The following is a 17948-nucleotide window of genomic DNA, read 5'->3' as shown; positions in this document are numbered from 1 at the left end:
GACCGTGATCGGTAGGGACGACGTCGGAACCGTCGACGATCTGCACGCCTCGGCGACCAAGGTGGTCGGGCTGGACGACTTCGGCACCGACGACTACCGCGAAGGGCTCGAGGTGCTGCTCGAGTCCTATGCGAAGGACGCCGAACTCACGCCCTTCGGCAATAAGGTGAACCGCGCGTTCCTGCGCGGCGCGCTGATCGCCCGGCTGCTCAGCGAGGCGGCCTGGCGGCAGCATCCGGAACACGCCGACGTGGCGATCGAGCGCCCGATCTTCGTGACCGGTCTGCCGCGCTCGGGCACCACGGCGGTGCACCGCCTGCTCAACGCCGACCCGGCGCACCAAGGGCTGGAGATGTGGCTGACCGAGATGCCGCAGCCGCGCCCGCCGCGCGAGACGTGGGCGGGCAACCCGGTCTACCAGCGCCTCGCCGCCGCCTACGACAAGCACCACGTCGAACATCCGGAGTTCATGGGAGTGCACCACATCTCGGCCGACCAGGTCGAGGAGTGCTGGCAGTTGCTGCGGCAGTCGGCCATGTCGGTGTCCTACGAGTGCCTGGCCTACCTGCCCACCTACTCCGAGTGGTTGCGCGAGCGGGATTGGACATCCGCCTATCGCAGGCACCGGCGCAACCTGCAACTGATCGGGCTGCCGGACGCGGGCAAGCGATGGGTGCTGAAGAACCCGAGTCACCTGTTCGCGCTGGACGCGATCTTCGAGGTCTATCCGGACGCGCTGGTCATCCAGATGCACCGCGATCCACGCACCATCATCGCGTCGGTGTGCAGCTTGAACGAGCAGGCGTCGGCGGGCTGGTCGGAAAAGTTCCGCGGCCCTGTGGTCGGCGCGACCCAATTGGATCTGTGGGCGCGCGGCGCGGAGCGGTTCCTCGCCGACCGCAAACGCCACGACGCGGCGCAGTTCTGCGATGTCGACTACGACGAGTTCGTCGCCGACCCGATCGGCACGGTGACATCGATCTACCGGCACTTCGGGCTGCCACTGACCGCCGAGGCCGAGGCGGCGATGACCGCGTTGCACGCGGAGAGCACGTCTGGGGCGGCACGCCCGGCGCACCGCTACACCCTCGCCGATTTCGGGCTAACCGCCGAGCAGGTGGACGCGCGGTTCGGCGCGTACCGGGAAGCGCACTTCCCGGGGCGGTGAGCGGTCGGCGCTCGCCGGTGGCACGTCCGACCGGCGAGCGCCGGAACACGGCGAAGGCATCTCACGCGAGTTTGCATCGTGTGCAGGTGCGGTCGCGCCGGATTCGCGGGCGGCTCGCCTGCCTGCGCCTTCGGGGTCGACACGAATCGATCTGACCGACAGGGCATTCCGTGCAGTGTGCACAGTGCGCCATTCGCGAGGGTGCTCGGCGTCCGGCTCGTCGGCAGGTGATTCGCTCATCGAGGTGCGCGACCGTTGCGCGTCGGCGGACTCGCGATCCATCGACGCGACAGTGTGTACCGGGGGAGCGGCGAGCGCGGGCGCTATGAATGCGGCGCGAGAGCGGAGAGGACAGGAAAGCGGCGCTCCCGGCATGCGGTGGCCGGGCCGTTCACCACCCGTGCGCGAAGCCGACGCCGCCCAGCGGACTCCGGCAGATGCGGTACCGAGGCTCGAACCGGCCGATCCTCGCCGCGCAGGCGCCGAGGATCAGGGCTGTCCGGGCTTCAGCACGATGAACAAGCCGTTCGCCTCCGCGCACAGTCGGTCGCCGTCGTGCAGGGTGGCCCGCACATAGACCTTGCGCCCCTCCTGCCGTTCGGCCCACGCGCGCACTTTGAGTTCGGTGTTCAGCGGCGTGATGGAGCGGTAGTCGACGGTGAGCGACGCCGTTCTGGTCACCGCGCCGGAGCGCACCGCGGCCGCCATGCCGAGCAAGTCGTCGAAGGCGATGGCGATCTGACCGCCGTGGGCGGCGCTGTTGCCGCCGAGGTGGAAGGTGCGGAAGGTGAGGCGCGCGTCGACGCCGTTCTGCGGGTCGACATGGTCGATGAAGAACGGCGGCAGGGTGATGTTGCCGCGGGCGGGCAGGTCGAAGCGGGTCCAGTTGGGCGTCGACCACTCGTCCACCCGTGCGGCGTCGAGCTTGTCGTTCAGCTCCTTGAGAATGCCGATCGCCTCCACCGCCAGCTCGTCGGAGGGCGAGGCCAGCCGGACGCGGTCCATCAGGCCGCGCACCTGCTCGATGAACTGGCCGTAGTGCGGCCCGCCGCGGGAGATGTCGTCCTTGGCTGCCTCGTGGGCGGCGATCAGCTGGGTCATCGGCCGGAACCCGCCCTCGTGGTGCTCCTGACTCGGCAGCGAGTCGCCGTCCTGCGGTTCGTTCATGAGAACAAGTTATCGGTTGCCCGGTGAATGCTCGCCGCGCGGGTGCTGTGTCCGTCGTCATGAGCCGTCACCGCCTAGGCTGGTGCGCGACCGCATATCGCCTTTCCCGGGTGGTATCGGCCTGGTTCCGGCGGGCCGGATACGCGTTGTGGCCGCGCTGGATCCCTGACCGCTTCGGCTGGCGAAAGGCTCTGTGCGCATGGGTATCACCGCGGTCGTGTTCGACATGGACGGCGTATTGATCGACTCCGAGCCGGTCTGGGAACTGGTGCGGCGTGGCTACGTCGCGGAGAAGGGTGGGCGATGGCTGCCCGACACCCAGCAGCGGCTGATGGGGATGAGCACCGGGGAATGGTCGACCTATCTGAGCGGCGAACTCGGGGTCGGCGAGCCCCCGGAGACCGTCGCGCGGGAGGTGATCGAGCGGATGTCCGAGCGCTACGCCGAGGGCGTGCCGGTGCTGCCGGGTGCGGTCGAGGCCGTGCAGCGGATCTGTGAGCACTGGCCGCTGGGGCTGGCCAGTTCGTCGCCGCGCGCGCTCATCGACACGGTGCTGGGCCGGACGGGTCTGATCGAGTACTTCTCCGTCACCTTCTCCACCGAGGAGGTCGATCGCGGCAAACCGGCGCCGGACGTCTACCTGACGGTCGCGACGTTCCTGCGTCAGCGGCCGAGTGACTGTGTGGCCGTCGAGGACTCGAGCAACGGCATGCGCTCGGCCCACGCGGCCGGGATGCGGGTGATCGCGGCGCCGCGCCCGGAGTACCCGCCCGCTTCCGATGCGCTCGGCTTGGCCGCCAAGGTCATCTCCGGCCTCGACGAACTCACTCCTGGGCTGATCACCGGCTGAGCCGTGGCCAGGTCAGGGCCGATAAGAAGTCAGCAGGGTGCGGGCGGCGGCAGCCAGGTCCTCTTCCAGCCAGGCGGGCAGCTGCGCGGCGTGGGCGTGGCGGCGCAGCGCCGCATAGGGCAGGTCGACGATCGCGCGGCTGACCGCATCGATCTCTCGCTCCTCGTCCCTCCCGAACAAGGCGAGCGCGATGCGGCGCAGATGCTCGATCAGCGGCGCGTTCATCTCGGCCAGGGTCGCGCGGAACTCGGCGTCCGGCTCGCCGTCGAGCAGATCGCTGGGACGCAGCTCTAGCAGGAGCTTGGCGTCCTGGGGGAGTTCGCGGCCGAACCGCAAGGCGGCGCGCACCATCCCGACGCCCGCGTCCACCGGATCCGGCTGGTCAGCGGCGGCGAGGGTGCCGTCCTGGAAACGGCGCAGCGCGCGCAGCCACGCCGCGGTGAGCACACCGTTGCGGTTGCCGAAGCGGTGATACAGGGTGCCGACCGGAGCGCCACTGGCCTCGGCGATGGCCGACACGCTGGCCGCGCGGGGCCCTTCGGCGAGGACCAGCGCGCGTGCTGCGTCGAGGATCACGTCGCTGTCGTGCTTGCGGGGCGGCGCCATGTACTAGTACGTTCCTTCTATATGGAGCGATTGTCCTATATTGACGAGCATGCCAGATCGGTCGACGCGAATCGCGACCGGGCGTGGCAAGCGATGCTGAGAGTCGTCTGTCGCGACCCGCGCGAGCCGTCGCCTCCCACCGGGTTCGTCGTCGATTCCGTCGCGGAACCGCACCGTTTGGCGCTGCGCGGCCAGCACTGGTTCTCGAAATACGCGCTGATCTTCGAATTGGACGAGGAGGGCCCGGGCCGGACGCGCGTCCGCGCGCGTAGTTACGGCGACTTTCCCGGTCTGCACGGCCGGATCTATCGCGCGCTGGTCGTGGGGACGGGGGGTCACCGATTGGCGGTGCGTCATATGCTACGCAGGATCGCGGCGGCGGCATGATCCCGGGGACGGTGTGGGGCGCCACCGAAGCCGAACGCGAGGCTCCCTTACCGTGCGACGACCGGCAACCGGGCGGTCTCCAGGCCGATCGCGCGATCAGCGTCGACGCGCCGCCCGCTCTCGTCTACGCCTGGCTGTGCCAGTTGCGCGTCGCGCCGTACAGCTACGACCTGCTGGACAACTTCGGCAAACGCAGCCCGCGCCGGCGCGACCCGATGCTCACCGAACTGGCGGTGGGGCAACGGTTCATGTCCCAATTCGAGCTGGTCTCCTTCGTCTTGGGCAGGCACATCACGCTGGTCTCGGGCAAGGTGTGCGTCACCTACGCGGTGCGACCAGAAGGCGCGGGAACCCGCCTCCTGGTCCGAATACGCTGCGGCGCGCCCAGACTCGTCGCGGTGGCACTGGCCCTCGGCGACCTGCTCATGATGCGTAAGCAACTGCTGACGCTGAAGGAACTCGCCGAAGCCGAATACCGCGCGGCCCCAGCGGATTCTCCGGGGCCACCGGAACGGTAGCGCCGCATCGGCCGCGAGGTGCCCGACCGGCGACGGTAGAGCGATCCGGGCGGTGGGGGAGACCGGAGGTCATCCGCACGAGCGAAGGGTGAGGTTTACGAAAGGCGTTCGACCAAGTCGAACTTGCGTTGTTCATAGCCTTTCGGCACGGTGTCGCGGACCGAGATCAGGGCGTGTGCCCAAGAGCCGAGGAGGGTGCGGTCGCCCACCGTGCGGCCGGGATCCGGTGTGGGTTCGGCGGTGAGCAAGGGGAGTGGGTGGATGCGGTGACGGGCCTCGTTCTCCAGTACGGTCGCTTTGTCCACGAAGATCCGCAGGTCGTGATTGAGGAGATAGCGGCCGACCGCGCCGTGTTCCGGCGGCAGCAGTGCGGCGACCGAACCTGCTGTGCGGTAGAGATTTTCGCCTAGTCGGGGTCGTTGCGCATCCCGTCCCGCCCAGGTGACCCGAGCGGGTTCGGTGAGCAGTCGCTCGATCCCTTGGACGAGGTGGTGGCCGATCCTGGCGTGTTCCATGAGCCGCGGGCCCGCGTCCACGTAGCCGAGCAGGCGGTGGTCGCCGGTGCGGAGTACTGCTCGATAGAGCTGCCACACGTAGTCGTATTCCCTTCGGTGGTAATCGATTTCGTTGCATGCTCACACGCGTTTGCGGTGTGGCGATTACAGCGGCGTTACCACCGTGGTGCGGTCAATCGGCCTGCGCGCAGGCGACCGCCCGGTCGAGCAGGAGGGCCTGCTCGGAAGTATTGCCCGTCAGTTCCGCCGCGCGCGTGAATTCGGCGCGGGCCTGCGCATACCGGCCCAGCTGGGCGAGCAGGTCGCCGCGCACGGCGTAGCGCAGGTGGTAGTCGGTGAGGGTTCCCGCGGCGACGAGCGCGTCCACCAGCTCCAGCCCCGCGGCGGGGCCGTGCACCTTGCTCACCGCGACCGCGCGATTCAGCTCCACGACGGGGGAGGGAAAGCGTTGCGCCAGAACGGTGTACAGTCCGGCGATGCGCCGCCAATCGGTCTCTTCCGGCGTCGCCGCCATCGCGTGCACCGCGGCGATCGCGGCTTGCAGCGCGTACCGTCCCGGCGGCAAGGCGCGCTCACGTGCCGCGCTGTTCGCCCGCCCGAGGGCGGCCAGCCCGCGCCGGATCAGCAGGCGATCCCACCGTGCGCGGTCCTGGTCGTCGAGCAGCACCACCTCTTCGCCGGTTCCGGTGCGCGCGGGCAGCCGGGAAGCCTGTAGCTCCAGCAGCGCGACCAGGCCGTGCGTCTCCGGCTCGGCGGGCAACAACTCGCCGAGCATGCGGGCCAGGCGCAGCGCGTCCTGGCACAGTTCCTCGCGGATCCAGTCCTCGCCCGCCGTCGCCGCGTAGCCTTCGTTGAAGATCAGGTAGACCACGGCCAGCACCGAGGCCAACCGATCGGCCAGCTGGGCACCGCGTGGCACCGTGTAGGGGACCCGCTTGTCGGCGATGGTGCGTTTCGCGCGCACGATCCGTTGCGCCACGGTCGATTCCGGCACGACGAACGCCCGGGCGATCTCCTCGGTGGTCAGCCCGCCGAGCAGCCGCAGGGTGAGCGCGACCCGGGCCGGTTCGGTGAGCACCGGGTGACAGGCGGTGAACATCATTCGCAGCAGGTCGTCCTCGACCAGGTCGTCGTTCGTATCGGGCGGCGGCTGCTCGGTCACGAGATCGCGACCGAGCAGCTCCAGCTTGCGGGCGAAGGTGCGGTTGCGCCGCACCCGATCGATCGCCCGGTGCTTGGCGGTGAGCATGAGCCAGCCGCCCGGGTTCGGCGGCACGCCGTCGCGCGGCCACTGCTCCAACGCCGCGACCAACGCGTCCTGCGCCAGTTCCTCGGCGGCGCCGATATCGCCGACCACCCGGGTGAGCCCGGCGACCAACCGGGGCCATTCCATCCGGGTCACGGCTTCGGCGGCGCGTCGCGCCGAATCCGCGGACGGCTGCCCGCTCATCCGCCGTGCCCGCTCAGGCGGGTTCGGCGATCTGCCGGACCTCGACCTCGATGTCCCATTCGGGTCCGTGTACGGCGAGGAAACGAGAGGTCCATTCCACCGCCTCTTCCTTCGACTTGACCTGCAGAATGCAGTATCCGCCGACGATCTCCTTGGATTCGGTGAACGGTCCGTCCAGCACGGTCTGCTTGCCGCCGGACTGGGTGACCCTGGTGGCTTCGGTGATCGAGTGCAGGCCGTTGGTGTCCAGCAGCACGCCCGCCTTGGTCATCTCCTCGATCACCTTGCCCACCTGTTCGACCAGCGCGTCGTCCGGCTCCGGGGAAGTGGCGGGGTCAAGGCGGATGAGCATCATGTATCGCATCTCGGCATCCTCGGTCGATGTGGCGTCAGGATCGGTCGATCCTCACATCACTGCATCGAACGACCCCCGCCCGAATCGACATGTCGGCGGAAATTTCTCCGGCCGAAGCGCCTACCGCGGCCACGCGATGGTTTTGCGGGCCGCTCGCGCGGTCCAACGGCCGTCGTCGTAGCGGACCTCCACCGGGTGTGCGAAGGCGGCGGTGACGTTCTCGGTGGTGATCGTCTCCAGCGCGGGGCCCGCCGCGACGGCGTGACCGCCCGCGATGAGCAACGCGTGGGTCGTCGTGCTGGGCAGCTCTTCCAAGTGGTGGGTGACCAGGATGGAGGCGACGTCGGGGTGGGTACGGTCCAGGGTGTCGAGAGTGTCCAGCAACTGCTCGCGCGCGGCGACGTCCAGGCCGGTGGACGGTTCGTCGAACAGCAGTAGCCGTGGCTCGGCGATCAGCGCTCGGGCGATGAGCGTGCGGCCGCGCTCGCCCTGGCTCAGCGTGGGCCAGATCTCCGTCGCCTTTCCGGTCAGGCCCACGGTGTCGATCATCGCGTCGGCTCGGTCGAGCTGGTCGGCTGTCGGTGTCCAGCGCATGGGGGTGTCGATCGTCGCGGTCAGGCCGGTCAGCACGACCTCGCGGATGGTCAGCGGAGACCGCAACGGGTGGCGTGGGTTCACCTGGCCGATGCCGCGGCGCAGCTGCTGCAATTCGACGCGGCCGAGTTCAGCGCCGAGTACACGGACCGAACCCGACGTGGGGAAGGTGACCGCGCCGCAGAAGCCGAGCAGGGTGCTCTTTCCCGCGCCGTTCGGACCGAGCAGCGCCCAGCGTTCGCCGGCGCGCACGGTCAGCGAAATCCCGCCGATGATCTTCTTGCCCTCGCGGCGGAAGGTCACGTCGGTCAATTCCAGCACCGGTTCGGTCACGTGAAAGCCTCTTTCAGAGTGGTCAGGTGGGCGCGGCTGTACTCCGCCGCGGCGGCCGGGTCGCGGGCGGCGATGGCGTCGGCCAGCCGCTGATGCGCGGCGTGATCCACGGACTCCGACGGCACCGGGCGGATCTTCAACATGTCGATCATCGCCAGCCGCAACCGGGGCAGGAAGCTGTCGAACAACTGGGTCAGCACGTCGTTGTGGGCGGCCACGATGACCGCCCGGTGGAACGCCATATCGGCGTCGACGTGCTCGGCCACCGGCTCGCCGTGTGCTTCGCGCGCGGCCAGGGCCCGGCGGATCATGCGCAGGTCGGCGGGGGTGCGCCGCTGGGCGGCCAGTGCGGCGGCCTCGGCCTCGATGGCGATGCGCGCCTCGATCACCGAGGCGATGGTGGCGCGGCGCAACACGGCGTCCCATTCCTCGGTCGCCTCGAGCGCGGTCACGAAAACGCCCGCGCCCTGCCTGCTGTCCAGGACGCCTTTACCGGCCAGCTCGCGGATCGCCTCCCGCAGCGTCGAGCGTCCGACGCCGAGCTGTGCGGCCAGGGTGGTCTCACCGGGCAGGCGGTGACCCAGCGGCCATTCGCCCGCCTGGATGCGGGCGAGCAGCACTTCGGCCGCCTGCGCGGCCAGTGGATGGCGCCGTACCTGCGGGATCATTCACTACCTCTCTACTTGTCTGAGGAGTCGTGTACAGTCTAGCCATCATGCGCACCATGCTTCTGCTTAGCCGCCACGGCGGGGCCTGAACGACCGGCCGCCCGCCGTGGGGCTTCGTCGTGGCCGGTCACCCTTGTCGTGACGGCCGCAATGGCCAGGAAGCAGACCCATGACCACCGCATTCCCCACCATCCACACGCCTGCGGGGCAGGTGCCCGATCAGGCTCCGGCGTGGAATCGCCAGCGGCGCTCGCAAATGCCGTCGCACCGCTATCGTGACATCCACCGACGCGTGGAAGTACCGTTCATGCAACGGAAATGGCCCGACGCCCGGCTCACGCAGGCGCCTCTGTGGGTGCCGGTCGATCTGCGCGACGGCAATCAGGCACTCGCCGAGCCGATGGACCCGGCGCGCAAACGACGCTTCTTCGAGCTCCTGGTCGCCATGGGCTACAAGGAGATCGAGGTCGGCTACCCGTCGGCGTCCCAGACCGACTTCGACTTCGTTCGGCTCATCGCCGAGGAGGATCTCGCGCCAGAGGACGTGACGATCGCCGTCTTCACCCCGGCGCGGCGCGATCTCATCGAGCGCACCGTCGCATCGGTCCGCGGCATCCCCAACGACATCGTGATCCACATGTACACCGCGACGGCTCCCGCGTGGCGGGACATCGTGCTCGGCAAGGACCGCGCGGCGCTGCGCGAGCTGATCCTCGACGGCGGGCGCGCCGTGCTGGACTGCGCCGGGGACCTGCCGAACGTGCGGTTCGAGTTCTCGCCCGAGGTGTTCAACCTGACCGAGCCCGACTACGTCCTCGAGATCTGCGACCGGATGACGACATTGTGGGACGCCACACCGCGGCGGCCGGTCATCCTGAACCTGCCCGCCACCGTCGAAGTCGCCACCCCGAACGTCTACGCCGACCAGATCGAATACATGCACCGCAATCTGGCTCGCCGCGACAGCGTCATCCTGTCGGTGCACCCGCACAACGATCGCGGCACCGGCGTCGCGTGTGCCGAGCTGGCGGTACTCGCGGGCGCGCAACGCGTCGAGGGCTGTGTCTTCGGCAACGGTGAGCGCACCGGCAACGTCGACATCGCCACGCTGGCGCTGAATCTGCACGCGCAGGGCATCGATCCGATGATCGACTTCTCCGACATCGATGAGATCCGGCGCACCGTCGAATACTGCACGCGCATGCCGATCCACGAACGGCACCCATATGTCGGCGATCTGGTGCACACCGCGTTCTCCGGGACTCATCAGGACGCGATCAAGAAGGGCATGGCCGAGCATCGCGCCCGGGCCGCCGCGACGGGCATTCCCGAGCGCGCAGCCGACTGGCACGTGCCGTATCTGCCCATCGATCCCGCGGACCTCGGCCGCAGCTACGACGCGGTGATCCGGGTCAATTCCCAATCCGGCAAGGGTGGCATCGCCTACCTGCTGCACACCGAATACGGCATGGACCTGCCACGACGCCTGCAGATCGATTTCGCCGGGCACGTGCAAGCGCTCGCCGACGACACCGGCGTCGAGATCAGCGCCGCCGAACTGCGTGATCTGTTCGAGGCGATCTACTGCGACGACCCGTCGGGGCCGGCCGTGAAGGACTGGCGCACCAGCGGCGACGGCGCCGAAGCGGACACCGAGATCACGCTGATCGTCGACGGCGTCACCCACCGTACGCGGCGCGGCGGCGGCCCGGTCGCGGCGCTCACCGAGGCACTGGCCGAGGCGGGGTATCGCATCGAGGTGCTCGGCCTGACCCAGCAGACGACGGACCGAGACGAGGGCGCCATCGCTTACCTGGAGTACCGCAGCGGCGATCACGTCGGTTGGTCCTGCGGCCGAGCCGATTCCGCGCAGGCGGCGGCACTCGCCGCGATCGTGCGCGCTGCCGGACGCTCGGCCCGGCGATGACCATCTGACACCGCTCTCGCGCTGACCGACTCGTGGCGCGACGGCATGTGGCGGCTGGTGCGCGAATCACGCACGTACCGCCGACGATCCGATCGGGTACTCGGACCCCGGTACCCGATCGGACGCGGTCGCTGCACGGCAGGTGACGGTCGGGCTCCGGTGAAACCGTCGCCGGAGAACCGAATTTTCTCGGTCAGAACATGCCGTGCGGTATCTGCGTGGGCTCGGGCACCGTTTGCACGACATCCCAGTGCTCCACGATCTTTCCGTCGGCCACCCGCCAGATGTCGACCACAGCCAGGTCGGGCTCTTCGTCGCCCGGCGGGATCATGCGGTAGTGCATGACCACGTATTCGTCGTCGGCGATCACCCGCGCCAGCTCCAGCTTCGACCCGGCCACCGGTGCCTGGGCGATGAACTCGATGAAAGCGTCCTTCCCGGAGGGATTTCCGGGGCTGTGCTCGAGGAAGTCGTCGTGCAGCAGAGTGCGCAGCACGTCTACGTTGCCCGCCGCGAACTCCGTGAAGCCGTTCAGGAGCAGTTCCCTGTTGCGCACCGCCGCGCTGTCGTTCGTCATGCCGACGAGACTGGCAGCGCGCGAACCGGGGTGTCGATTACCCGCCATGTAATGGCGGGCGTGACCCGGGCGTCGTGATACTGGGCCGATGAACGGTGATCGACCGGTCGGCGAGCTGCTGCGAGAGTGGCGGCACCGGCGGAAGCTGAGCCAGCTGGATCTGGCCATCCAGGCCGACGTGTCCGCCCGGCACGTCAGTTTCGTCGAGACCGGCCGCACGACGCCCAGCCGAGCCATGGTGCTGCACCTGGCCGAACAGCTCGACATTCCGCTTCGCGAACGCAATCGCGCGCTGATCGCCGCCGGACACGCTCCCGAGTTCCGGCGCAGTGACTGGAACGACCCCGCGCTGCGGCGCGCCCGCGACGCGGTGCAGCGGGTACTGCGGCTGCACGAACCGTATCCGGCGCTGGCGGTGGACCGGCGCTGGAATCTGGTGCAGGCCAACGACTGTGTGGGCGTGTTCTTCGACGGTGTGGATCCGCGACTGCTCGAACCGCCGATCAACATGATGCGGCTCGGCCTGCACCCGGCGGGCTTCGCCTCCCGGCTGCGCAATCTCGAGCAGGTCCGCGCTTTCCTGCTGCCCCGCCTGGCACGCCAGGTGATGGCGACCGGGGATCCCGAACTGGCCGCGCTGCACGAGGAACTGCGCTCCTACGGCTCGCCGGGCGGCGCGGACAGTGACATCGCGGACATCCTGCTGCCGATCCGACTGCGCCACCGCGACACGGAACTCGCGTTCTTCAGCACGATCACGACCTTCGGCGCGGCATTCGATATCACGCTCGACGAGGTCGCGGTCGAAGCGTACTTCCCCGCCGACGACGAAACGGCTGCCTACCTGCGTGCGTGCGCCGAAACCGGCCGGTGAGCTACGGGCGTCGGGTCAGTCGCGTGCGGTGAATCGCTCCGCGGGCTCGCCGCTGAGGTGTCCGGCGGGCAGCTTGCGGCCGCAGAGGACGAGCAGCAGGTCCTGGGCGCGCCCCGACAGCACCGTCCCGGACCCGTAGCTGAAGTCCAGGTCGTCGGCGCGCAGTTCGATGCCGCCGAGTTTGGCGCCGAACAGCTTGACGGTCCTGGGGTCGATCGTGTCCAGCACCAAGCGCATCCGGTCCTCGGGCACCAAACGGTCCAGGCCCAGGGCAACGGTGATGTCCAGCCCGTGGATCACATCGTGGCTCAACGCGTTGGAGAGCCCGCCGCCCGGCGGGCGCCAGGGGTGATCGACGTTGTCCCACAGTGATTTCAGCAGATCCGAGGTGCTCAGCGTGGCGGCGTCCATCCGGGCGGTGCGGTCGGCCAAGCGGTTGAAGTTCCCGAACGCCGCGACCATCCCCACCGCCAGGCGCGCGCTCGACAGGCGATACGGCATGGTGATGTGCGCGACCACTTCGCGTACCCGCCAGCCCGCGCAGAGGGTCGGCGAGTCCCAGCCCTCGGCGTCCAGTCCGGCCAGGAGTTCGGCGAGTTCGGCTCGTTCCGCCGTCACCGCCCTTCGCACCTGGGTATCGGTCATTCGTCCACCTCTCTTCGACGAGGTGATCCAACCCCTCCGGCCGTCGAGGCGCCACCCGGCGACGAAAATCGGCTACCCGCAGAGCGGAAAACAGAGTGCTTCCAAATTCGCTCCGCACGCAGGGACTGCGGTGAAGACAGTGGTCAGCCGTACAGCGCCTGGCGGGTTCTCCGATACGCGGCCCGGATATCCCGTCCGGTCGCGGTGTCGGCCGGTGGCGGAATCTCCGCGACCGAGCATGCGGGCCAGGACGGCGGCCGGGACGTGCCGCTGAGCGCCCATGCCGCTTGCCTGGCAGCGCCGAGCGCCACGTACTCGGCCGGTTCCGGCACCGTCACCGTGACGCCGAAGACCTGCGCGGCGATCGCCGCCACCAGCCGGGAGCGCGCCGCGCCGCCGATGAGCAGCACGCGCCGCGGCGAGACCCCGCCGATCTCGGTGAGGTGGTCGAGCGCGTCGGCGAGATGACACAGCAGAGCCTCGAAGGCGGCGCGGGCCACCGTGCCGGGGCGCATCGCCTCCGGCCGCAACCCGTGCAGGCTGCCCGCGGCGTGCGGCAGGTTGGGCGTGCGTTCACCGGCGAGGTAGGGCAGCATGACCACGCCGTCCGCGCCCGGCGGCTCCTGCGCGGCCAGCGATTCCAGCGTCGGCAGATCCACGCCGAGCAGATCGGCGGTCGAAGTGAGGATGCGGGCGGCGTTGAGCGTGCAGACCAGCGGCAGGAACGCGCCGGTGGCGTCCGCGAAACCGGACACCGCGCCGGTCGCGTCGGCGGCCGGACGGTCGGTGCGAGCGTATGCCGTTCCGCTGGTGCCGAGGGAGACCACCACATCGCCATCAGTGATGCCCAAGCCGAGCGCGGCCCCGGCATTGTCTCCCGTTCCGGCGGCGACCAGCGCGCCCGAGGGTGTGTGCCCGGCGGACTGGTCCGGGCCGAGGACCCGGGGCAGGCCCGGGTGGCGCCCACGAAAAGCCATGGCGAGCAGATCTTCGCGATAGTCTCCGTCGGCTGGTGACCAATAGCCGGTGCCGGAAGCATCGCCCCGATCGGTGGTCGGCTCGAGCATGTGTCCCGGTCCGCCGCCCCGTAGCCGCCAGGTCAAGTAGTCGTGTGGCAGCACGACGTGGGCGGTGTTGTCGGCGAGTTCCGGCTCGTGGTCGGCCAGCCAGCGCAGTTTGGCGACGGTCAGGCCTGCCACCGGTACGTTGCCGACCGCATCGGCCCACGCCCGCGGGCCGCCCAGGTCGGCGATCAGTTCCTTCGCCGCGTCGGCGGAGCGGACGTCGTTCCACAGCAGCGCGTCCCGCACCGGGACACCAGCCGCGTCCAAGGGGACCAAGCCCTGTTGCTGCCCCGCGACGGCTATCGCGTCGACGTCGTCGAGCAATCCCGCACTCGCCGTCTGTAGCGCGTCCCACCACGCGGCCGGGGCGACCTCGGTCCCCTCCGGGTGCGTGGCCCGCCCCTGAGCGAGAATCTCACCGCTGTCGGCGTCGCAGACCACGACCTTGCACGCCTGGGTGGAACTGTCGACTCCCGCCACCGTCGTCATGGCGCCCGCCCCGATCGAAGCCCGCTCGCGTCGCCGACACCGCCCCCGTCGCACAGCGGACGCGGGCGGATCGACACCTCGGCGGAAACCGGTCGCATTTCGAGGACGAGCCCGTCGCGCGATCCGGCGAATCGTCCGATCGTCTGGAGCACACCCATACCGACCACCTTGCCCCTCGCCGCCCGGCACCGGAGCATTTCGGGTATTCCGCCGCCGTATCGGGCAGACTGTCGCGATGAGCATCGACCCCACCGACGTGCGCATCCGCACGGGAGACGGGACGCAGCTGCCGGAGCTGACCGAGAAAGCGCTCGGCGACCTGCTCGGCGAACCGGCCGGGCCGGAAGACTCCGTGCTCGAACTCAGCCGTGCCGACCTGCACGAGATCCGGGCCAGGCTGCTGCCCGACGGCGTCTACGAGCTGGAGCACCGGGCCGGGTCGGCGACCGAGTCGTTCCAGATGTACACCTCCGACCCGGTGCTGGTGCGGGATGTGCTGTGGGCATGGCTCTGCGACGATCCGTGGTGGCGCGACTCGGTCGCGTGGTTCCCCGTCGACCCGGCGATCGCCGAGCTACGCGCCGTGCAGGACGAACTCACCGGACTGCTGGACGGCCTGACCGTGATGGACGATCTCACCGCGGGCATGGACGCGGCGCTGGCGCGCGCCGACGAACTGCTGGCGTCGGAGCTCCCACCGGATGCGGACGACTCCGCTCAGGCCTGATACCACCAAGCGGTGGTCGCCACGTCGGCGTCCTCCAGCGGGAGATAGGTCTCGGCGTCCTGCCATCCGAGGGCCTGGACGGTGACGCGCAGTTCGCGTTCGAAACAGATCGGATCGCGCACATGCCAGCGATACATGCCGAAGCGCTGATCCGCTCGATAGATTTCCTCCGGCGGCAGCACTTGATGCAGCCCGAGATAAGGCGTGGAATATGTCCGGTATGTCCCGTCGAGATCGAAATTCCAGGCGCCGCCGAAATAGTCTTCGGTGCCCGTCCCGCAAATGGTTGGATGCTCGGTGTCCCCGTCGAGGAAGAACTTGACCTCGCCCTCGCCCCACCATCCCGGCGCGCCAGGGCGGATGGCGAGGTAGGTGCCGACGTAGCGGCCCGGCCCCGGCACCGTGTCGAGCACGGTGTGGACGGCAGGGTTCCCCAGGCCGGTGGTCCGCGTCCATCGGGTGTGCAGATACCCCGCTTCGTCCGGTACGTCCTCTTCGGTGTAAGTCGCCTGGTAGTACACCGGAACCTCGCGGCCGCAGCGGTTTTCGAGCGTGATGCGAGCGCGGTGCCGAAACGGCATGGGCCAGTAGCTGTTCAGTCCCCCAGCGGGCGCGACGACCACCATCTCCGAACTCAGCAGGGCGGTCTCGCCCCATCCGTTGCAGAAGAAGTCGCCGAGGGGTGAGGAGATCGCGGGCCGTGCCGCGTCGTCCCAGGTCATCCGCAGCGTGAGCCCGCGAAGGACGGAACGCTCGGTGGTCAACCAGAAGTGCCGGAAAACGCCGGGACCGGATACGTCGGCCAGCGTGGCGGTTTCGCCGTGGGCGAGCGCGATCGAGGGGGAGATCTTCCATCCCGCCCCGAGCAGCCGTGCCGCGTGCGCTCCGGTGCCGTCGGTCGCCCGCGCGCCCGCGCCGGGCGCCCCCGTCGGATTCTCGGCGCTGACCGACCGCGTTCGCGTGCCGTCCAGCCGCCACAGTTCACCGCCCGGCGCGGTCACAGTCCCGGCCACCCGTAACGGGGTGCGGTCGGCGCGAGCCCGGCCCGGTGCGCCGTGGCGGCTCCGCCGGTCGCGGCCAACTGCCGGGTGTCGGTCTGCTGGGCGAGTTCCCGGCGGAACTGGTCCATGTCCAGCCAGAGGATCTGCTGCACAAGGTCTTCCAGCGCGTCCGAGGCGAGGACGCCCGCGGCGGAGTAGACGAGCAGGCCGTCCCGGAACGCCATCACCGTCGGATACTGCGTCACCTGCGCGGCGGCGGTCAACGCGACCTCGGCTTCGGTATCGACCTTGCCGTGCACGATCTGCGGATGCCGCTGCGACGACGCTTCGTACACCGGAGCGAAATACTGGCACGGCCCACACCAACCGGCCCACCAGTCCACCAGCACGATCGGATGCGACGTGACGACGGAGTCGAAATTGTCCTGGGTCAAGGTGATCGTGGGCATGACATCCTCGTATCGTTCCGCGGAGCAACTGTGCATCGTCGCACGGATATTCGCGATCAGGAAGCCGCCCCGGCGCGGTGCTGTTCGGCCGCGAGGAAATGCGCGATATTCGTCGTTCGATCATACAGATCGCGGTAGTGCCGGTAGTACTCGTCGTAGATCGCGACACTTTCGGGCTGCGGTCGCACGATGTCGACGACGGGATTCCACCCGGAGGTGTCGATCCCGGCGGCCTCGGCCGCGAGCAGGGCGTCGCCGAGACTCGCCCCGACGGTGTCGGCGGGCAATTGCTGCGGCAGCCCGGTGACATCGGAGACGATCCGGGTCCACAGCCCGCCTCTGGTGCCGCCGCCCACCGCGATCAGACGCCCCGCCTGCCCGCCTGCTTCGGTCATGGCCTCGAGGTTGTGGCGTACTCCGTAGGCGATGCCCTCCAGAACCGCGCGGTAGAGCTCGGCCCGTCCGTGCCCGAGCGTCAATCCCGCGACGATGCCGCGTGCGTCCGGATCGAACAAGGGCGTGCGCTCCCCGGCGAAATAGGGCAGTGCGAGCAACCCCCTGCTCCCCGCGGGCACCTCCGCTGCCGCGGCGACCAAGTCGGTGAACTCGCCACCCACGAGCTTGCGCAGCCAGTCGGTGACCGCGCCGGAGGTGGCCATGCCCGCGGCGAGGGTATACGTGCCCGGCCAGGTGCCGCAGGTGCCCCAGAGGCCGGGATGCGGGCGCGGATCGGTGAGCACCTGCACCAGGAACAGGGTGGTGCCGTACATGATCATCGCGTCGCCCGCAGCGCGGACGCCGACGCTGGCCGCCTCGGCCCAGGCATCGATGGTCCCGGTGGTGACGGGCAGCCCCGACGGAAGTCCGGTCGCGGCCGCCGCGTCCGCGCTCACCCGGCCCACGATCTCGGTGGGCCAAGCCAGTTCCGGCAGCCGCCAGCCCGGCACGATCCGCTCGGCCCAGTCGCTCGCCCAGGCACGTTCGCGCAGGTCGTAGAGGGGCACGCACTGACTGGCCGATTGGTGGTCGAGCACGTACCGGCCGGTGAGCCGGTGCACCAGGAAAGAACTCGCCATCAGCAGCATCGCGGTGCGTGCGGCGACATCCGGCTCGTGCCGGGCCAGCCACCGGGCTTTCGGGCCGACAGCCTGGCTGGTCAGCGGCGATCCGGCGCGGTCGAGCACGGCCCGCGCGCCGAATTCGTCGTTCAGTTCCGCTATCTCGACGCTCGCCCTGGTGTCGACGCCGTAGAGGATGGCCGGGCGCAACGGCGTGCCCTCCACGTCGGCGGGCAACAGGCACGGGCCGATGCCGGACACCGCGAGTCCCTCGAGCGCGGCGCCGCCGGCCGCCGCCACCAGCTCACGGGCGAGTGCGAGAAAATCCGCCCACCACACCTTCTCCGCGTCGTGCTCGACCCAGCCGGGGTGCGGCATGGATACCTCGTGCGCCCGCTCGGCCCTGGCGATGACCGTGCCGCGCGCGTCGGTGAGCACGCCCTTCGAACTCGAGGTCCCGATGTCGATACCGAGAAACATCGTCACCGCGTGAACTCGTCCACCGTGACGTCGAGCAATTCGCACG

The 17948-nt window shown here is 69.4% G+C and carries 20 protein-coding genes; 7 read left to right on the top strand and 13 right to left on the bottom strand.

Features of this window, described 5'->3' with window-relative positions; all coding sequences use genetic code 11:
• Nucleotides 1–4: 4 nt before the first annotated feature.
• Entirely contained in the window at nucleotides 5–1168 is a 1164-nt protein-coding gene (locus tag ACFV2O_RS36130; protein ID WP_356969603.1) for a sulfotransferase, read from the top strand.
• Nucleotides 1169–1657: 489 nt separating this feature from the next.
• Here the strand turns inward: ACFV2O_RS36130 and ACFV2O_RS36125 are convergent, their stop codons facing one another.
• Nucleotides 1658–2335, bottom strand: coding sequence for a PaaI family thioesterase (locus ACFV2O_RS36125; RefSeq protein ID WP_379256235.1), 678 nt, complete (start codon nucleotides 2333–2335; stop codon nucleotides 1658–1660).
• A 199-nt stretch (nucleotides 2336–2534) separates the two neighbouring features.
• Between ACFV2O_RS36125 and ACFV2O_RS36120 the strand changes: the two genes are divergently transcribed.
• Nucleotides 2535–3185: an HAD family hydrolase gene (locus ACFV2O_RS36120; protein ID WP_379256234.1), complete on the top strand. Its 651-nt coding sequence runs from the start codon at nucleotides 2535–2537 to the stop codon at nucleotides 3183–3185.
• Nucleotides 3186–3197: 12 nt separating this feature from the next.
• Here the strand turns inward: ACFV2O_RS36120 and ACFV2O_RS36115 are convergent, their stop codons facing one another.
• Complete coding sequence (locus tag ACFV2O_RS36115) at nucleotides 3198–3791, bottom strand: TetR/AcrR family transcriptional regulator (RefSeq protein WP_379256232.1); 594 nt, start codon at nucleotides 3789–3791, stop codon at nucleotides 3198–3200.
• A 93-nt stretch (nucleotides 3792–3884) separates the two neighbouring features.
• Between ACFV2O_RS36115 and ACFV2O_RS36110 the strand changes: the two genes are divergently transcribed.
• Nucleotides 3885–4178, top strand: coding sequence for a hypothetical protein (locus ACFV2O_RS36110; RefSeq protein ID WP_379256231.1), 294 nt, complete (start codon nucleotides 3885–3887; stop codon nucleotides 4176–4178).
• Nucleotides 4175–4696: a hypothetical protein gene (locus ACFV2O_RS36105; protein ID WP_379256229.1), complete on the top strand. Its 522-nt coding sequence runs from the start codon at nucleotides 4175–4177 to the stop codon at nucleotides 4694–4696. The genes ACFV2O_RS36110 and ACFV2O_RS36105 overlap by 4 nt, the downstream gene beginning before the upstream one ends.
• Nucleotides 4697–4791: 95 nt before the next feature.
• Here the strand turns inward: ACFV2O_RS36105 and ACFV2O_RS36100 are convergent, their stop codons facing one another.
• The 5 genes from ACFV2O_RS36100 to ACFV2O_RS36080 all read right to left on the bottom strand — a co-directional run bounded on the left by ACFV2O_RS36100 (nucleotide 4792) and on the right by ACFV2O_RS36080 (nucleotide 8611).
• Entirely contained in the window at nucleotides 4792–5289 is a 498-nt protein-coding gene (locus ACFV2O_RS36100; protein ID WP_379256228.1) for a hypothetical protein, read from the bottom strand.
• A 94-nt stretch (nucleotides 5290–5383) separates the two neighbouring features.
• Nucleotides 5384–6661 (bottom strand): RNA polymerase sigma factor, encoded by a 1278-nt coding sequence (locus ACFV2O_RS36095; RefSeq protein ID WP_379256226.1) that lies wholly within the window; start codon nucleotides 6659–6661, stop codon nucleotides 5384–5386.
• A gap of 13 nt (nucleotides 6662–6674) precedes the next feature.
• Nucleotides 6675–7025, bottom strand: a complete 351-nt coding sequence (locus ACFV2O_RS36090) for a YciI family protein (protein WP_356969588.1) — start codon at nucleotides 7023–7025, stop codon at nucleotides 6675–6677.
• A gap of 111 nt (nucleotides 7026–7136) precedes the next feature.
• Nucleotides 7137–7943: an ABC transporter ATP-binding protein gene (locus tag ACFV2O_RS36085; RefSeq protein ID WP_379256224.1), complete on the bottom strand. Its 807-nt coding sequence runs from the start codon at nucleotides 7941–7943 to the stop codon at nucleotides 7137–7139.
• Complete coding sequence (locus ACFV2O_RS36080; RefSeq protein ID WP_379256222.1) at nucleotides 7940–8611, bottom strand: FadR/GntR family transcriptional regulator; 672 nt, start codon at nucleotides 8609–8611, stop codon at nucleotides 7940–7942. Before ACFV2O_RS36080 ends, ACFV2O_RS36085 begins: the two co-directional genes overlap by 4 nt.
• A gap of 169 nt (nucleotides 8612–8780) precedes the next feature.
• On the opposite strand from ACFV2O_RS36080, the gene ACFV2O_RS36075 reads away from it, so the two are divergent.
• Complete coding sequence (locus tag ACFV2O_RS36075) at nucleotides 8781–10538, top strand: 2-isopropylmalate synthase (RefSeq protein WP_379256221.1); 1758 nt, start codon at nucleotides 8781–8783, stop codon at nucleotides 10536–10538.
• Nucleotides 10539–10731: 193 nt separating this feature from the next.
• On the opposite strand, the gene ACFV2O_RS36070 is transcribed toward ACFV2O_RS36075, so the two are convergent.
• Nucleotides 10732–11115, bottom strand: a complete 384-nt coding sequence (locus ACFV2O_RS36070) for a nuclear transport factor 2 family protein (RefSeq protein WP_379256219.1) — start codon at nucleotides 11113–11115, stop codon at nucleotides 10732–10734.
• An 88-nt stretch (nucleotides 11116–11203) separates the two neighbouring features.
• On the opposite strand from ACFV2O_RS36070, the gene ACFV2O_RS36065 reads away from it, so the two are divergent.
• The gene (locus ACFV2O_RS36065) at nucleotides 11204–11989 is read left to right on the top strand and encodes a helix-turn-helix transcriptional regulator (protein ID WP_356969581.1); all 786 of its coding nucleotides are present in this window, start codon (nucleotides 11204–11206) and stop codon (nucleotides 11987–11989) included.
• A 15-nt stretch (nucleotides 11990–12004) separates the two neighbouring features.
• Here ACFV2O_RS36065 and ACFV2O_RS36060 read toward each other — a convergent pair whose 3' ends face one another.
• Nucleotides 12005–12634, bottom strand: a complete 630-nt coding sequence (locus ACFV2O_RS36060) for a maleylpyruvate isomerase family mycothiol-dependent enzyme (protein ID WP_379256218.1) — start codon at nucleotides 12632–12634, stop codon at nucleotides 12005–12007.
• A gap of 143 nt (nucleotides 12635–12777) precedes the next feature.
• Nucleotides 12778–14187: a xylulokinase gene (gene xylB / locus ACFV2O_RS36055; protein WP_379256217.1), complete on the bottom strand. Its 1410-nt coding sequence runs from the start codon at nucleotides 14185–14187 to the stop codon at nucleotides 12778–12780.
• 235 nt (nucleotides 14188–14422) lie between these two features.
• On the opposite strand from xylB, the gene ACFV2O_RS36050 reads away from it, so the two are divergent.
• On the top strand, nucleotides 14423–14914 hold the full coding sequence (locus tag ACFV2O_RS36050) for a hypothetical protein (RefSeq protein WP_379256215.1): 492 nt from the start codon (nucleotides 14423–14425) through the stop codon (nucleotides 14912–14914).
• Here the strand turns inward: ACFV2O_RS36050 and ACFV2O_RS36045 are convergent.
• From ACFV2O_RS36045 to ACFV2O_RS36035, 3 genes are read right to left on the bottom strand one after another with little or no spacing between them, the layout of a single operon-like run.
• On the bottom strand, nucleotides 14905–15927 hold the full coding sequence (locus ACFV2O_RS36045; RefSeq protein WP_379256213.1) for a glycoside hydrolase family 172 protein: 1023 nt from the start codon (nucleotides 15925–15927) through the stop codon (nucleotides 14905–14907). The two genes, ACFV2O_RS36050 and ACFV2O_RS36045, sit on opposite strands and share 10 nt — an antisense overlap.
• The gene (locus tag ACFV2O_RS36040) at nucleotides 15912–16364 is read right to left on the bottom strand and encodes a thioredoxin family protein (protein WP_379256211.1); all 453 of its coding nucleotides are present in this window, start codon (nucleotides 16362–16364) and stop codon (nucleotides 15912–15914) included. Before ACFV2O_RS36040 ends, ACFV2O_RS36045 begins: the two co-directional genes overlap by 16 nt.
• 56 nt (nucleotides 16365–16420) lie before the next feature.
• On the bottom strand, nucleotides 16421–17902 hold the full coding sequence (locus ACFV2O_RS36035; protein WP_379256266.1) for an FGGY-family carbohydrate kinase: 1482 nt from the start codon (nucleotides 17900–17902) through the stop codon (nucleotides 16421–16423).
• Nucleotides 17903–17948: the final 46 nt, after the last annotated feature.

Origin of the sequence: Nocardia sp. NPDC059691 (assembly GCF_042733915.1) — a bacterium.
Classification (GTDB): Bacteria; Actinomycetota; Actinomycetes; order Mycobacteriales; family Mycobacteriaceae; genus Nocardia; species Nocardia sichangensis.
This window is presented reverse-complemented; position numbering and strand designations above follow the sequence as displayed.

What these genes read in the sequence shown, in the direction of transcription:
- ACFV2O_RS36065 (WP_356969581.1), top strand. Translation starts at nt 11,204, where the DNA reads ATGAACGGTGATCGACCGGTCGGCGAGCTGCTGCGAGAGTGGCGGCAC.
- ACFV2O_RS36120 (WP_379256234.1), top strand. Translation starts at nt 2,535, where the DNA reads ATGGGTATCACCGCGGTCGTGTTCGACATGGACGGCGTATTGATCGAC.
- ACFV2O_RS36060 (WP_379256218.1), bottom strand. Translation starts at nt 12,634, where the DNA reads ATGACCGATACCCAGGTGCGAAGGGCGGTGACGGCGGAACGAGCCGAA.
- ACFV2O_RS36080 (WP_379256222.1), bottom strand. Translation starts at nt 8,611, where the DNA reads ATGATCCCGCAGGTACGGCGCCATCCACTGGCCGCGCAGGCGGCCGAA.
- ACFV2O_RS36115 (WP_379256232.1), bottom strand. Translation starts at nt 3,791, where the DNA reads ATGGCGCCGCCCCGCAAGCACGACAGCGACGTGATCCTCGACGCAGCA.
- ACFV2O_RS36090 (WP_356969588.1), bottom strand. Translation starts at nt 7,025, where the DNA reads ATGCGATACATGATGCTCATCCGCCTTGACCCCGCCACTTCCCCGGAG.
- ACFV2O_RS36095 (WP_379256226.1), bottom strand. Translation starts at nt 6,661, where the DNA reads ATGAGCGGGCAGCCGTCCGCGGATTCGGCGCGACGCGCCGCCGAAGCC.
- ACFV2O_RS36035 (WP_379256266.1), bottom strand. Translation starts at nt 17,902, where the DNA reads ATGTTTCTCGGTATCGACATCGGGACCTCGAGTTCGAAGGGCGTGCTC.
- ACFV2O_RS36110 (WP_379256231.1), top strand. Translation starts at nt 3,885, where the DNA reads ATGCTGAGAGTCGTCTGTCGCGACCCGCGCGAGCCGTCGCCTCCCACC.
- xylB (WP_379256217.1), bottom strand. Translation starts at nt 14,187, where the DNA reads ATGACGACGGTGGCGGGAGTCGACAGTTCCACCCAGGCGTGCAAGGTC.
- ACFV2O_RS36050 (WP_379256215.1), top strand. Translation starts at nt 14,423, where the DNA reads ATGAGCATCGACCCCACCGACGTGCGCATCCGCACGGGAGACGGGACG.
- ACFV2O_RS36075 (WP_379256221.1), top strand. Translation starts at nt 8,781, where the DNA reads ATGACCACCGCATTCCCCACCATCCACACGCCTGCGGGGCAGGTGCCC.
- ACFV2O_RS36040 (WP_379256211.1), bottom strand. Translation starts at nt 16,364, where the DNA reads ATGCCCACGATCACCTTGACCCAGGACAATTTCGACTCCGTCGTCACG.
- ACFV2O_RS36125 (WP_379256235.1), bottom strand. Translation starts at nt 2,335, where the DNA reads ATGAACGAACCGCAGGACGGCGACTCGCTGCCGAGTCAGGAGCACCAC.
- ACFV2O_RS36105 (WP_379256229.1), top strand. Translation starts at nt 4,175, where the DNA reads ATGATCCCGGGGACGGTGTGGGGCGCCACCGAAGCCGAACGCGAGGCT.
- ACFV2O_RS36070 (WP_379256219.1), bottom strand. Translation starts at nt 11,115, where the DNA reads ATGACGAACGACAGCGCGGCGGTGCGCAACAGGGAACTGCTCCTGAAC.